The following is a 14,780-nucleotide window of genomic DNA, read 5'->3' as shown; positions in this document are numbered from 1 at the left end:
AACCCGCCATGAGGTCTACGGTGAAGCCCAACTGGTCGAGACCGGTCGCGAGCTGCACCACAAAGCGGGCAGCCAGATCGTGTTGGAAGCGGGTAGCGAGATCACCCTTAAAGCCGGGGGCAGCTTTATCAAGCTCGACCCCGGCGGCGTGACCATTGTCGCCCCCCAGGTCAAGATCAACTCCGGCGGTAGCCCCGGGCGCGGCCAGGGCCACGCCATTGTGCTGCCCCGCTTACCGGGAGAAGCCGAGCCTGAGGAGAGCGAGGACGTTACCCTTGAGCCGCACCAGACCCCACTGCTCAGCAGCGACATCACCGCCGCCACGCCGTTGGCGTTAGACGATATCGACATCACCGATGGCCTGGCCGACGACTGCAGTGCCTGCCAACCGGCGGTGGGTAGCCCGGTGAACCCGCTGCTGGGCGCCAAGCTGCTGCCCGCGGAGACCGATTTTGCACTCCCCGCGCCACGGCCGTTTGTGTTTAGCCGGGGTTATCTCTCCAGCAACGGGCGGATTGGGGTACTCGGTCAGGGTTGGTCGGTGCCCGGCGAAAGCCTCGTCATCACCCTCAGCGACGACGCCTGTATCGTCCATGATGCCCAGGGCCGTCAGATTACCTTTGGGCCACTGGCCCCCGGCCAGGCGCGCTTCTCCCCTACCGAGCAGCTGTGGATTCGTCGTGGGGGTGCCTCAACCGCTGAAGAGAGCAACGCGCCCCGCTGGCAAGCCCTGGACGAGACGTTACGCAGTGATCCTGAGCGTATCGTGTTAAGCGACGCCAGCGGGCTTTACTATGTGTTTGCCAGCCCAACCTCTGCCCATCCAGCAGACGCGGCGTCCACCACGGATACGCCTTCAGGTGATAGTTCAAAAGATAACGCTGCTCGCTGGCCCTTAATCGAAGAGCGCGACCGCAACGGCTATGCCACCCAGTACCACTGGGAAGCCGGTCTGCTGGTCACGGTGATCGACAGCGCCCAGCGTCGCTACCAATTCGTTTACGACAGCCTGCTTCCTGCCCAGCCCGACGATGCCGGGCAGCGCCTAACCGGCGTCAAGCTGGTGCAAGCACACGACGGCAGCGCCCAGGACGATTGGCTGGTGCGCTACTCGTATAGTCCCGTCGGGGATTTGATTGCAGTGCGCCATCGCCACGGTGAAGTGGTACGCGAGTTCGAGTGGCAAGATCATATGCTCACCGCCCACCGGGTCCCCGGGGGCATGGAAGCCCACTACACCTGGGATCGCCACGCCCCGGATGGTCGCGTGGTGGGCCAGCAGGAAGCAGGAGGTTTAGCGCGGACGTACAGCTACCAAGTGGATCACACCCTGGTCACCGACAGCCTGGGCCGGGAGGAGCGCTACCACTTTGTGGGCAGCGGCCCCGGCCGCCGCTGGACGGCCCATACCCGCGCCGACGGCTCGCGCATCGAGTTCCGCTACGACCGTGCCGGTCTCAAAGTAGCCACCGTGGATCCGCTGGGCCACGAGACGCTGATTGAGCGGGATGAGCATGGGCAAGTGATTGCGCAGACCGGTCCAGACGGCACGCGCTGGGCCATTGAGCGCGACGCCCTGGGGCAGCCGATCAGCATCGAAGGCCCTGACAATCAGCGCTGGCAGATCACACGTAACGACCTCGGCCATCCGCTGGAAGTCACCGGGCCGGAAGGCACCACCGCCTTCGCCTACGAACACGATGCTTTGCCTGATCGCCCCACGACTATTACCGATGCGGTGGGGGCAACCCACCAACGCGAGTGGAACGCCCTGGGCCAGGTCACCGCCCAAATCGACTGCTCACAGCAGCGTACCGAGTACGCCTACGACCGCCACGGCTACCTGGCCAGCGTCACCAATGCGCTGAACGAGACCACCCGCACCCAGCACGACGAGATGGGCCGGCGTATCGCCACCCAGCTACCCGATGGGCTCCACTGGCACCACCATGTGGATGCGCTTGGGCGCCTGGTGGAGCTGGAAGGCCCTCAAGGGTTTCGGCAGCAGTTCTTCTTTGACGACCACGGCCGCCCGGTGCAGCGCATCGAGGCCGACGGCAGTCAGCAGTTCACAGCCTATGATGACGTGGGCCGCTTAAGCGAGCTAACCCTGGGCAACGGCGCCGTCTACCGCTTTGCTTACGATGAGATGGATCGCTTGGCCAGCGAGACCGGCCCCGATGGCCGGGAACAGCAGTACCGCTACGATGACGCAGGGCGCTTGATCGAGCGCATTGAGGCCAACCGCACAGGCCCCGACGGCCAGCCGCTGGTCACCCGTTACGACTACGACGAAGCCGGTCGCCTCACCGCCCGACACCTGCCCGCCACGGAACACGCCCCGGCCAGCACGGAGCAGTACCAGTGGGGTACGAATGGCCAGCTACTCAGCGTCACTAACGACCACGGCGAGGTCAACTTTAGTTACGACCACGCCCAGCGCTTAATCGGCGAACAGCAGCAACATGCAAGCCTAGCAGGCGAGAGTGGCTGGCAGTGGCAACACCAGCACACGCTCACCGCCAACGGTGCGCCCCAGGCCAGCCAGTTCGGCGACCTGCCCTCGCTCAACTGGCACACCTACGGCAGCGGCCACATGCACGGCCTAAGCGCCCCCGGCCTGGATCTTGAAATTGCCCTGGAACCCGATGCCCTGCACCGGGAGACCCAGCGCCGTCTCAGCACCGGTGCCAATGCGCACAATCAACCGCTGGTGCTGGAGCGCGGGTACACGAACCTGGGCCAGCTAGACCACCTCACGCTGCGCAGCCCGGACACCACTAGCCAGCAGGACTACCAATACGACGCCCTGGGCCGGATGAGCTTCCGCAGCCTGCAAGGCGATCCAGCAGAAAAAGTCATCGCCTACAGCTACGACGCTGCCGGACGCTTGATCGGCAGCCAACACGGCGACCACGCCCACCGCTACTCGGTGGATGCGGCGGGCAATCGGTTAGAGCAGCAGCAGGCGCTACCGGATAACCGCCTCACTCAGCTCAACAGCACCCGCTACCGCTACGACGGCGCAGGCAACCTGATCGAACGCCAACAGCCCAACGGGGAACGCTTAACCCTGGGTTACGACGGTGCGAATCGCTTAGTCCACCTGATCCACGCCAGCGAGCTGGGGGCGACCCGCGAAGCCACTTACCGCTACGACGGCCTGGGAAGACGCATCAGCAAAACCGTGCGCCACACCAACGGCACCACCGCCACCACCCACTACGGCTGGGACGGCGACCGCATTGTGCAGGAAGAGACCGAGAATCAGCGCACCACGGTGGTGTATGAGCCGGGCAGTTTTGTGCCCATGCTCAGAATCGATGATACCCAACAGGGCCAAATCCTCAGCGCCTACGTCACCGACGCCTTGGGTACGCCGATGCAACTGGTCACCCCCAACGGCCAACCCCGCTGGCTGGCCGAACCCGACGACTGGGCCGCGGTCAAAAACCAGCGTGCCGTGCGCAACGTCACCCAACCAATCCGGTTCCAGGGGCAATGGCACGATGAAGAAAGCGGCCTCTACTACAACCGCCACCGTTATTATGACCCGCAGCAAGGCAGGTATATTAGCCAGGATCCGATTGGGCTCCATGGTGGCACGAATTTGTATGGCTACGTCACTAACCCAATAAGCATGGTGGATCCGTTGGGGTTGTTTGGGACAAATACCCATAATCTAGAACCGCTTGGTGTGGCAGCACGGGAAGCGCATGGTGCTAATATGTCGCCACCCCCGTCGGGGGAATTATTAACTGGCAGCCGCTATCGGCCCGGTATTGGTGCCATCTTCCCATCCAGCATGTCAGTCTTTGCGAAAGATCCGCAATATGCAGAAGCACTGGGGTATCAGGGGGCAACACGTAATGACATCACACTGCCCGCGGCCTCAGGAGCCTTGGGTGGGCCTATGGTAGCCGCTGCCGCAACTTCCCCGGCTGTTCTTTCTGCAGGTTATGCCGCTTATAACTCTCCGATTGGCCAATGTGTGAAAGAAGTTTCGCAAAACGTAATTTTAGAATCCGTCTTAAATATGAGTGACCCACAGATCGATAGACCTGACGCTAAAGACTTGGCGGACCAAGACCTTCGTAATCGTACAGCACAAATGGAACGTGATACTCGACCCCGCGTCAGAGTACCCGACATACTTATCTGCAGACGGTGAACACATGAAAGACCTTTACCATGATTCAGTCTTTTATTTAAAAACCAATACATGGGATAGCTGCTTAAATGATATCGAAGCCTACGACAAAATAAAATCAAGGTCTTTTGTCGGGGAGCCTGAGCTCATTGTCTTACAAAGTTGGTATACCGCATTGGGAAAGGGGTGTGAGAAAAATATTACTTTTGCCATCGAGCTTTTAGAGCAAGATGCTGTTCAAAAGAGTGCAGGGGCGCTATGTGCAGCTGGCTTGGGGTTTTTAAGAGGTTACTATGGATGCCCAGACGAAGATCGGGCTTTATATTTTTTTAATAAAGCAGAAAAAATATGTGTTCGCAAAGCTAATTATCAAAAAGGCATGATGTCATTTAACCGATACCTAATTAAAAGAGATAACTTAAATGACCTCGAAATGGCAAGAACTTTCTTTGCGAAAGCGGCTAAAAGCGGTCATGCCACTAGCTTAAGTATGCATGTTTTTTGTCGTACAAAGCCAAAGGTAGTCCATATTTTAAAATTTTTCTCAATTCTTGCAAGCTACCTAGTTTCGCGAAGCAACCTGGGTGGGCCAGAAAGATGGTGGTGCTATCGTGATTTAGAAAAATATAGACCGACAACAGTTAAGCTGGCTGAGGGCTGTGGACATGCATTAGGGTATTTTGCAAAAAAATAACCGTACTCATTAAAGTGTGCTTCGCCCCTGAATTCAAATGGTAAACGCAACATGGATGTTGCCTTATTCAACACTCGCCAAGGAAGGCAAATAGCTGTCTTCCTCGGCGGTAGCGTTGCAGAAAGTGTAATCGTCTTACTTCAATAGTACGTCGTTTTTATCCCCGCTATCAGTTGGCACACCTGCGGCAGCGACCATTTGCACGGCCTAAGCGTCGCTAGCGAACAGAAGAAACAATACGTCGCCCTGGGGTGGATGAGCTTCCGGGCGCTACAAGGCGATCAAGCCTCAAAAGTCATCGCCTACAGCTACAACGCCGCCGGCCGCTTAATCGGCAGTCAGCACGGCTGACCGTATCGTGCGCGAAGAAACAGACAACCAGCGCACCACCGTGGTCTAAGAGCTAGTCAGTTTTGTGCCCATGCTGCGTATCGATGATACTGAACAAGGCCAAGTCCTCAGCGCCTATATCACCGATGCCCTGGGCACGCCCATGCAGTTGGTCACCACCAGCGGCCAACCCCGCTGGCTGGCCGAACCTGACGACTGGGCAGCGGTCAAAAACCAACGCGCCGTACGCAACGTTACCCAACCGATCCGCTTCCAGGGCCAATGGCACGACGAGGAAAGTGGCCTCTATTACAACCGCCATCGCTATTATGACCCGCAGCAAGGGCGTTATATTAGCCAGGATCCAATTGGTCTTAACGGCGGCACGAATTTGTATGGTTATGTGACCAATCCGACGGGGATGGTGGATCCGTTGGGATTGTTTGGTGCAAATATGCATCATTTAGAACCGTTTGGTGTCGGGATACATGCGTCTAACCCTTCTAATACTCAAAGCCCAGCAGTAGCTCAGCCGCCATCCGAATGGGAGTTTGTGGAATGGGAAGTATTGGAGCCAGAAGGCCGACTAGAAAGGCTGTGGACAGATTATAAAGATGTGCGTGCTGTCTGTAGTGATCAACATGGTAATAGCACAACCACATCTGCTAAATATTTTCAGACAAGGCCTATGTGTGTGAATGAAATTTGCAGAGGAGGCGGCCCTAAACCTGACGCTAAAGTAGTAGATACTATTTTTTACCTTGAGAAAGCTAACTCACATGCAAGAGGCTGTGGAGGGCTGAGTAAATTTGAATGCTTTATGCAGAATGAGGCTACGCCTGACTTAGGCGCGCAAATGTGCGAAAACTTGAGGAATTTAAATGAATAGCATAAGGCTAGAAACAAAGCTTTTAATATTTAATTATTTACTTTGCATTAGCTCATATCGCTTAGCGAAAGACGCTTATCAAGCCATCGCCAATTTACTATCTCATGGAGCTATTTCAAACAGGATTCTGCTGCTTGTAGTGATGATTTATTTTGCATATTTCTTAATGTTTCTATGTGGAATGGCGATGGGGTTTTTAACAAAAAAAAGAGTAGTTTTTCACTCCCTTATAGCCGCCACAGCCAGTGTCGCACTTGACATATACTTCATCACTAATATAGCAAGTGGCGACTATATTTGGGTACTTTCCATGTTGGTGAGCGGCGCGTTGCTAGGAGGTCTTGGAGGAGCAGTTGCTCTAGCTTCAAAAAAGCTAATCCCTAGCTACAAACAATAATAAAGCCAAGTAAATAACGCATAGCTCACAAGCACTGGGCCTGGCCGCAGATATTTCCCTGTACTAAGCCTAACGTTAAGATCGCTCTGAAATCATATGCACTGCACCAATGGGAGCATTTGATGCTCCCAAGATAAATATTGCTAACAATCTACTATCGGCGCTAAAAGATATTTCATAAGACGATGCAAAAGAAGGTAAAACTCTATAAAATATAGATATCATCATTTTAGCTTAAAAAATTAAAGAACCTAACCCCTGAATTGGTCAAGCGAATGAATTTATTTAAAAAAATCATAGCTGCAGTACCTTTATCTTTGTTACTGACAACATTCAGTGTAATAGCCAGCTCTCTAGAGGAAGGCAGAGAGGCTTTACGAAACGAAGACTACACTGTTGCACTTGAGAACTTTAGACCATTGGCTGAAGAGGGCAATCCAGATGCACAAGCACTCTTAGGCGACATGTATCTTAGAGGTAGAGGTGTTGAGCAAAATTTCGAGGAAGCCGCTGATTGGCTAAAGTTAGCTGCAGATCAAAACGACGCCATAGCTCAAAATAGCTTAGGGTGGCTACACCAAAATGGGCGCGGAGTGTCAAGAGACTTTCAAGAAGCAATGAGATGGTACCGCCAAGCAGCAGAGCAAGGAATGGCTGGAGCGCAGCAGAACATAGCGCTAATGTATTACTACGGAAAGGGAGTAAGACGAGATTATTCGGAAGCAGCAAGATGGTTTGAATTGGCTGCGGAGCAAGGCTTACTAAAGTCTCAAGAGATCTTAGGTGATTTATACTACCGTGGCGTGGGTGTGCAACAAGATTATAATAAAGGTGTGATGTGGACCCGACAAGCGGCCGAACAAGGTAGTGCTACCGCACAGTTCAATTTAGGGTCTGCTTATTCCGTGGGTACTGGAGTAACTCAAAGTGATACTGAGGCCGCTTCTTGGTATTTGTTGGCTGCTGAACAAGGAGACCCTGGAGCCCAGTTTAACCTTGGAAATATGTATTATCAGGGCCGCGGCGTCGAGCGTAGTATGGAAAAATCAACTCAGTGGTATCGACTTTCGGCTGAGCAGGGCGAGCCCGATGCTCAGTATTTTTTGGCCGAAGCTTTTGCAGAAGGCAGAGGGGTTTCCCAAGACTTTTCGAAAGCAGTTCACTGGTACTTGCGAGCGGCACAGAATGGCGATAACGACGCAAAAGGGGATTTACAAAAACTCGCTGAACAGGGAGTCGAAGAGGCAAATACAGCGCTTCAGGAGCTACAATAGAAGTAAGCTTTTAGATGTCATGTTCATGAATATTCATTAACGTATTGCTTACTCTATAAAGGCGGCCTCAAGTTCCAAGCGCATCGCTGTTAAAGGGCGCTCGGCCCGGCGACGGATTTCTAGAGCACTTCGGAGTAGGCTGCCAGCGGCGTTCGCTACTCAAGCGTCTTTTGTGGTCTTACATTCAGTGAGTTAGCTATTTCGTCAAGCTCTTGCTGGCTGTAGACCGATAGATCTGAGCCTTTTAACAGGTACTGCCTCAACAGCCCGTTAGTGTTCTCATTGGAACCCCGTTGCCATGGGCTATGCGGATCAGCTAAGTAAATCCCTGTACCAGTATTCTGAGTGATCTCGGTATACTTTAACAACACCTTAAACGCCAGGAAAGTCGTATGTTTGCAAAATTCACCCTCGGTTCACTGTACCTTATGAACCAATATCGTAGCGCTATATTAAAAGGCGTCATCTTGCCTTTAATTTTGTATATCTTGCTTCAATTGGTGCGCTACGGATCAGCTTATACAGGGCTTTCATACGGCAGTGCCAGCTCACTTTTATATATACTTTTCTTTATTGCTGACATGGCCATTCTGACGATTATCTCAATAAATACAATGCGGATAATCTTACTCGACGAACAGCCAGAAGCTTTTAAATTGAAATTCAAAAAGCGAGAAATAAAATATCTCCTGTATAGCATTGGATTCCTGGCCTTATGGATAATACCAAGCATGTTTATCGGAGCTTCTTTAACCTAATTATGTATAACGTCTTAATGGGCGTTATCCCCTTAACTTTTTTCTTAATCACTTTATTTTTCACATTAAGGCTGTCGCTTATTTTTGTAGGTGTAGCGATTGACAGAAGCATATCGTTGAGAGAATCTTTGAGCATGACTAAAAATTGCCAGTGGTCGCTATTCTTTTCACTTGCCTTATTAATCGCTCTGCTATTTATTTTTGAATATTGCATTGGACTTTTTTCCAGCTTGATTGGCGGTCAATTCTTTAGCCTGATATCTTTTGCTTTGATAACCCCACTAGTGAACACGTTTATATATGTATTCACTGCGATTATTCTAACCATCTTATATTCCAATGCTTATCAACCAACTGTCAGCCCCCAAGCGGAATCGGCTGGGGATGCCCAATAGCATCGAAGACCTGACAATCCGCTGGCAGCCGAAAACAACGACGATGGCCGGCTAGATCACCTCACGCTGGCAGTGCCAATAGCGCCGCCAGCGTAATGGCCTAAAGCGCCACCAGCACCAGCCCCGCCAACATCACCAGCGTACCGATGGCTTTTGCCCTGGATGCGGGCTCCTTCAGCCACAGCACACCCATTAGCACCCCCACTGGAATGGAGAGCTGGCGCAGCGCCACCACATAACTCACCTCTTTGGTAAGCGCCATGGCGATTAATACCAGGCCATAGGTGCAAGTCATCATCAGCCCGGTAACGACCAGCATGGTCAGCCCCTGCTGGCGGAGTGCAGGCAGGCGGCGGCGCTCTGCCGGTAGCAACGCCAGTAGCGGTACTGACCAGCTTAGCGTCATCAGCGCTTGTAGCACCATAAACACCGCCCCTGCGGTTAACCCGCTGTGCCCTGCCCCCTGCATTAGCGCCAGGGCCTGCTTGTCGATCAGCGAATAGCCAACGGTGCCTGCTGCCGCTAGTAGCGCAAACCCCATGGCCGGGGTGAGATAGGTGGATATCCTGCGCGCCTGCGGATGGCTAAGCGGCAGGCAGAGCGCGCCTGCCACTACTAGCACCATGCCAAGGCCGTCCCAGCGATCCAGCACCCGACTACCCAACAGCACAATGGATACCAGCGGCACTAACACTACCGGCAATGCACGGGCGATGGGGTAGAGTACGCTAACGTCCCCTCTAGCGTAGGCCCAGGCTAACCCGCCCATGTAGAGCATTTGACACAGCCCAGAAAGCGCCAACCAGCCCCAGAATGCACTTGGTAATGCTGTGAGCGACGGCCCAAGCAACACCAGCGGCAGCATCACCGCCCCGCCCGCGCCGTAAGCCAGGGTAAAAGAAGAGAGCGACGGCGCATTGCGTTTGCCCAACACGTTCCATCCGGCGTGCATGCATACCGAGACCAGCACCAGAGCAAGCGCGGCTGGACTCAAGGATGCTCTCCCTGTTGAAGACGTGTATTAATGGCATCGACCACGCTAGGTAGCTCGGCAATGGTCTCAATGCAGTAGTGTGGTGCTGAGGGGGCAAATTGCGCGGCCACCCGCTCGTGGGCGGCGTGGCGCTCGGCATCACTCAACGCTTGATATTGCGCATAGGTTAGCCCCAGCGCATTGCCCGAGCAGGTAAGCGCCACCGTCCACATCCCCGCGCTGCGCCCTTCAAGAATGCCCGGCGTGGTGTCGTCCACTTTAATACACGCTGCCACATCGCTGATGCCTAACGCGATCACATTGGCCAGCGCCTGAGCAGGATACGGACGGCCATTGGGCACCTCATCCGTCGCCACTACGTGATCAACTTGCAGGCCGTTATCCGCAGCCAAAGCGACGACTTTTACCATCACCACCGCCGGGTAGCCAGAGCAGGAACCGATTTTCAGCCCCTGGGCGCGCAGCGTAGTTAAGGTGTCGAGCGCGCCGGGAATCACCGCCGAGTGGTCGGCAATTTTGGCAATCTGCAGCGGCATAAAGCGCTCATAAAGCGCCGTTACATCGTCATCAGAAGGCGCGTGGCCTACCGCCTGAACAAAGCGTTCGGCGATGTCCGGATGGTTGCAGAGTGTCCGAATATGATCCCACTTACCCATACCCATGGGGCCGCGAGCTTCTTCCAGGCTAATCGCCACGCCCAGCTCAGCAAACGCTTCGACGAAGATCTGGGTAGGCGCAAAGGAGCCAAAGTCGACCAGCGTGCCTGCCCAGTCACAGATAACCGCTTGCAAGCATTGGGGAGATTGATACTGCATTAGGCGCTCCCTGATTGTGAAGATAGGCCTGGAAAAAGGCTAACGCCCATCTCGGCAAGTGTGTTTTGAATGGCGCTTAGCAGTTCCGCGATCACCGTGGTGCCTAGCTGACCAATGCAGCCGATACGAAAACTCTCCACTTCAGTCAACTTGCCGGGATAGATCAAAAACCCGCGCGCCTTTAGCGCCGCGTAGAAAGCGTTAAACTCAAACGCTGGATCGGTTGGGCTTAAGAAGGTAGTGATGATCGGCGATAGCCATTCGTCTTCTAACAGCGTGCTGAAGCCTAGCGCTCGCATGCCTTTTACCAGCGCATCACGATTGCGGGTATAGCGCGCGCAGCGCCCTGGCACACCGCCTTCTTCCCGGTGCTGGGCAAGTGCGGCCTGAAAGGCCACCACGGTGTGAGTGGGCGGCGTAAAGCGCCACTGACCAGTGCATTCCATATACGACCACTGGTCGTGCAGATCCAGGCTCAGTGAGTGGGCGCACCCCTCTCCTGCTTCAAGCAGCGCTTTGCGAATAATCACAAAACCAAATCCAGGCACGCCCTCGATGCACTTGTTGGCAGAGGAAACCAGCACATCGATGGGTGTTTTCGCGAGGCTGATGGGTACGCCGCCAAAGGAACTCATCGCATCGACGATGAGCGTTTTACCATGAGCGTTCACCACCTCTGCAATCGCCTCTAACGGGTTCAAAATGCCCGAGCTGGTTTCACAGTGCACTAAAAATACCGCTGTAATATCAGGATATTGCTCCAGCAGCGCCGCCACCTCATTGGGCTGGGGTGGCAGATAGTCGCCTTTATCCAAGGTGATATAGACGCGCCCTATGGTATCCAGCAGTTGGCCGGCTCGCTTGCCGTAAGCACCATTCATCAGCACCAGTACTTTACCGTTGGGATCAGTGGCGCAAGCCAGCGCACTCTCAACAGCAAAGGTGCCGCTGCCCTGCATAGGCACGCAGGCGTACTCGTCGCTTGCTGCCTCGGCCATGGCAAGCAGCTGGGTGCGAATGCCGGCAGTCACTTGGTTAAAGTCGTCATCCCAGGAGCCCCAATCACGCAGCATGGCGGCTTTGGTCGCATGGGAAGTAGTCAGCGGCCCGGGGGTTAGTAAATAGGGGTCTTTTATGTCCTTGCTCACGTTATCGGTCATTTTGGTATATACCAGATTTTTAAAACACTTTAATAGTAAGCACAGCGGCTGTCTAGGTGTCAGCTAGCACGCATGGCGCCAGCGCTGGGCGTTATTTAATAAAACATGGGTGAGTGCGGTGTGGAGCAGCTTCACCACCAGAGACGTGAGGAAAATCAGCACGGCCATGGCCGCAGCGCTGGCAAAGTAACCGGCTTCATCCAGGTGCAGCACCGCCACCGAGGCCAGCCGCGTGTCACTGTTATAGAGGAACACAACTGCCGATACCGTGGTCATCGCATTGACGAACAGGTAAACCGATATATCCAGTACCGCGGGCAGCGACACCGGCAGCGTTACCCGGCAGAAGGTTGTCCAAAACGGTACTTTCAGTGAGGCCCCGACGGCTTCAAACTCAGGGTCGAGCTGTTTAAGCGCGGTTACCGAGGTGAGGTGACACACCGTATAAAAGTGCACCAACGTGTTGAGCACCAGAATCATCAAAGTGCCGTACAGCCAGTTAAACGGGTTGCCCGCCTGATTGAAAAAGAAGATATAGGCAAGCCCCAGCACCATGCCAGGCACCGCCATGGGCAGCATGGCCATAAAGTGCAGCCCTTGGCGCAGCGGGCGAAAGCCTTCACTCTTTTCGATTAGCCAGGCGTTAAAGAAGATCACTAACGTGCCCACCAAGGCCACGCTAAACGCTAACTTGAGCGAGTTAAACCACGCCCCCCAACCACCATCGGCCATGCCTTGGAAGGTATAATGCTCAAAGGTTATCGATAAGTTGTAGGGCCAGAACTGCACCAGCGACGCATACACCGCTGTGCCGATCACCAGCACAATGGCCCCCGCCACCGCGTAGCACAGCAGTGTAAATATCCAATCCCGCAGCGGGCTGGGGCTAGGCTGCCACGGCACGGCCCGTGCCGAGAGTTGCGCCACTTGGCGCCGCTGTATCCAGCGGTCAACGATAAACGAGAGCACCGCGGGCAGCAGCAGAATCACGCTGACTACCGCGCCCATCTGAAAGTTCTGCTGCCCTACCACTTGGCGGTAGACGTCGGTGGCCAATACGCTGAACTGACCACCGATAATTTTAGGCACGCCGAAGTCAGTAATCGCCAGGGTAAACACCACAAACAGGCAGGAAATCAGCCCGTAGCGCACGCCGGGCAACGTAATAGTCAAAAACGTACGCCACTTGGGGGTTCCCAGCGCTTCGGCCGCTTCGTAGAGCCGCGCATCGCTGTTGGTCAGCGCGGTGGTCAGCAGCATTAGCGCGTGGGGAAATATCCAGAAGCTCATGCCCATCACAATGCCGATAGGCCCATAAACCGAGTGGCCGACCAGTAAATCGCGCAGAAACCCCTGATTGCCAAACAGATAGACCAAGCTAATCGCGGGCAGCAGCGATGGCGCCAGAATGGGCAAAATCGCCAACATGCGAAATAGCCGCTTGCCCGGCATGCAGGTTCGAGTGATCCCGTAGGCGCATAAAAACGCTAACCCGACCACCACACCGGTGGTCATCAGCGCCACCCGCAACGAGTTGGCGATCGAATTGACCAGCGCAGGGGTTTGAAAATAGTACGCGAAGTTGGCCAGGCCGATAAAGTCGCCTGCACGGTCTTGCAGGCTCTTGATCAGCATGGTCACGAGTGGGAATAGTAGCCCCACCACCAGCAATGCAACGCCAGCGAGTAACGCCAATAAACGGATCAACGACTCTAGCGACGGCCTGGTCGCCGATTTTACAAAGCTCTCGGCCATCATTGCTGGCTGCTCCCGGCGGGGTAAAGACGAGCGGCTTCGGCGGGCAGGTGAATGCCTAGAACCTGCCCCTGGTAAAGGCTTAGGTCGGTACTATCGCGGCTAGGCACATCGGCAATGAGCGTTTGGTCAACGTCCGTTAGGCGTAAAGTGACCCGCTGAAAGGGACCTAAAAACTCGATGCCGATCACCTCACCATTCAGCGCTCCCGCTTGACGGCTAAGTGCCACCGCCTCGGGCCGAATAGCCAGTTGGGCGGCTTGGCCCACTTTCAGGGTATGCGATAGGCAGGCGCAGGGCGTGGTACCCAGCAGCGCTTGGTTATCGCCCTGAGCGGTCACTTCCAGGAAGTTCATGCTGCCAATGAACGAGGCCACAAAGGCGCTGGCAGGCTGGTGGTAGATCTCGGCCGGGGTGCCCACTTGCTCGATCACGCCGTGGTTCATCACCACGATGCGGTCGGCCATGGTGAGCGCCTCTTCCTGGTCATGGGTCACCATGATGGTGGTCACCCCGAGGCGCGCCTGCAGGGCTTTAATCTGGCTGCGCAGATGGCCCCGCACCCGGGCGTCCAACGCCGAAAGCGGCTCGTCCAGCAGTAGCAGGCCAGGCTCGGTGGCCAGTGCCCGCGCCAGCGCCACGCGCTGCTGTTGTCCGCCGGAAAGTGCCGCCGGGTACTTGTTGTCGCTACCCGTCAAGTTCACCAACGCAAGCAGCTCACTCACCCGTGCTTGGATGCGTGACCGCTCTACCCGCCGGTTGCGCAACCCATAGGCCACGTTGTTAAACACCGTTAGGTTGGGAAACAGCGCATAGGACTGGAACACAATGCCGAAGTCACGCGCCTGGGTAGGCAGCGTGGAAATATCTTTGTCGCGCTGAATAAGCGTGCCCGCGGTTTGCCGGGCAAGCCCCGCAATAGTGCGCAGCAGGGTGGTTTTGCCACAGCCGGAGGGACCTAAAAAGCAGACAAACTCCCCCTCGTTAATGGTCAGGGAAATGTTGTCCAGTGCAGTAAAGGTACCAAAACGCTTGGTCACCGCTTCAATGCGTAAATGGGGCGTCGTGGGGGTCATCACTATCGGCGCGTCGGCCGCCAGCAGCGATGTCATTGTCGTGTGCATAACATCTCCATGCCCCGGCACACTGGCCGGGGCAACTGATCGCGG

At 55.1% G+C, this 14,780-nt stretch carries 12 protein-coding genes and 1 pseudogene; 7 read left to right on the top strand and 6 right to left on the bottom strand.

The features are described 5' to 3' along the window. From HALA3H3_RS10745 to HALA3H3_RS10730, 6 genes are all read left to right on the top strand, one after another. Positions 1–4,171: RHS repeat-associated core domain-containing protein (locus tag HALA3H3_RS10745; RefSeq protein ID WP_144410433.1), on the top strand; the 4,171-nt coding region annotated here is incomplete at its 5' end. Positions 4,172–4,175: 4 nt separating this feature from the next. Continuing rightward, a complete protein-coding gene (locus HALA3H3_RS26655; protein WP_022521565.1) occupies positions 4,176–4,844 on the top strand; it encodes an SEL1-like repeat protein in 669 nt (222 codons plus the stop codon). 198 nt (positions 4,845–5,042) lie between these two features. Next, complete coding sequence (locus HALA3H3_RS26920) at positions 5,043–5,195, top strand: hypothetical protein (RefSeq protein ID WP_158414241.1); 153 nt, start codon at positions 5,043–5,045, stop codon at positions 5,193–5,195. Positions 5,196–5,265: 70 nt separating this feature from the next. Then, entirely contained in the window at positions 5,266–6,063 is a 798-nt protein-coding gene (locus HALA3H3_RS27615; RefSeq protein ID WP_022521563.1) for an RHS repeat-associated core domain-containing protein, read from the top strand. Further along, positions 6,056–6,460, top strand: coding sequence for a hypothetical protein (locus HALA3H3_RS10735; RefSeq protein ID WP_053856954.1), 405 nt, complete (start codon positions 6,056–6,058; stop codon positions 6,458–6,460). Before HALA3H3_RS27615 ends, HALA3H3_RS10735 begins: the two co-directional genes overlap by 8 nt. A gap of 275 nt (positions 6,461–6,735) precedes the next feature. Continuing rightward, positions 6,736–7,734 (top strand): tetratricopeptide repeat protein, encoded by a 999-nt coding sequence (locus tag HALA3H3_RS10730; protein WP_022521562.1) that lies wholly within the window; start codon positions 6,736–6,738, stop codon positions 7,732–7,734. 67 nt (positions 7,735–7,801) lie between these two features. Here the strand turns inward: HALA3H3_RS10730 and HALA3H3_RS26650 are convergent. After that, positions 7,802–8,090 (bottom strand): annotated as a pseudogene (locus HALA3H3_RS26650) (IS30 family transposase); the annotation flags it as partial. A 36-nt stretch (positions 8,091–8,126) separates the two neighbouring features. Here HALA3H3_RS26650 and HALA3H3_RS10725 point away from each other — a divergent pair. After that, positions 8,127–8,492 (top strand): hypothetical protein, encoded by a 366-nt coding sequence (locus tag HALA3H3_RS10725; protein ID WP_022521560.1) that lies wholly within the window; start codon positions 8,127–8,129, stop codon positions 8,490–8,492. A 495-nt stretch (positions 8,493–8,987) separates the two neighbouring features. Here HALA3H3_RS10725 and HALA3H3_RS10715 read toward each other — a convergent pair whose 3' ends face one another. From HALA3H3_RS10715 to HALA3H3_RS10695, 5 genes are all read right to left on the bottom strand, one after another. Further along, positions 8,988–9,881, bottom strand: coding sequence for an EamA family transporter (locus tag HALA3H3_RS10715; RefSeq protein ID WP_022521557.1), 894 nt, complete (start codon positions 9,879–9,881; stop codon positions 8,988–8,990). Further along, positions 9,878–10,696, bottom strand: coding sequence for a phosphonoacetaldehyde hydrolase (gene phnX, locus HALA3H3_RS10710; protein ID WP_022521556.1), 819 nt, complete (start codon positions 10,694–10,696; stop codon positions 9,878–9,880). Before phnX ends, HALA3H3_RS10715 begins: the two co-directional genes overlap by 4 nt. After that, complete coding sequence (locus tag HALA3H3_RS10705; protein ID WP_022521555.1) at positions 10,696–11,856, bottom strand: 2-aminoethylphosphonate--pyruvate transaminase; 1,161 nt, start codon at positions 11,854–11,856, stop codon at positions 10,696–10,698. Before HALA3H3_RS10705 ends, phnX begins: the two co-directional genes overlap by 1 nt. A 63-nt stretch (positions 11,857–11,919) precedes the next feature. After that, positions 11,920–13,614, bottom strand: coding sequence for a putative 2-aminoethylphosphonate ABC transporter permease subunit (locus tag HALA3H3_RS10700; protein WP_022521554.1), 1,695 nt, complete (start codon positions 13,612–13,614; stop codon positions 11,920–11,922). Next, the gene (locus tag HALA3H3_RS10695; protein WP_022521553.1) at positions 13,611–14,735 is read right to left on the bottom strand and encodes a putative 2-aminoethylphosphonate ABC transporter ATP-binding protein; all 1,125 of its coding nucleotides are present in this window, start codon (positions 14,733–14,735) and stop codon (positions 13,611–13,613) included. Before HALA3H3_RS10695 ends, HALA3H3_RS10700 begins: the two co-directional genes overlap by 4 nt. Positions 14,736–14,780 lie beyond the last annotated feature (45 nt).

It is taken from the genome of Halomonas sp. A3H3 (assembly GCF_000982975.1).
Lineage (GTDB): Bacteria > Pseudomonadota > Gammaproteobacteria > Pseudomonadales > Halomonadaceae > Vreelandella > Vreelandella titanicae.
The sequence above is the reverse complement of the archived record's forward strand: the minus strand, read 5'-3'. Positions and strand labels throughout refer to the sequence as shown.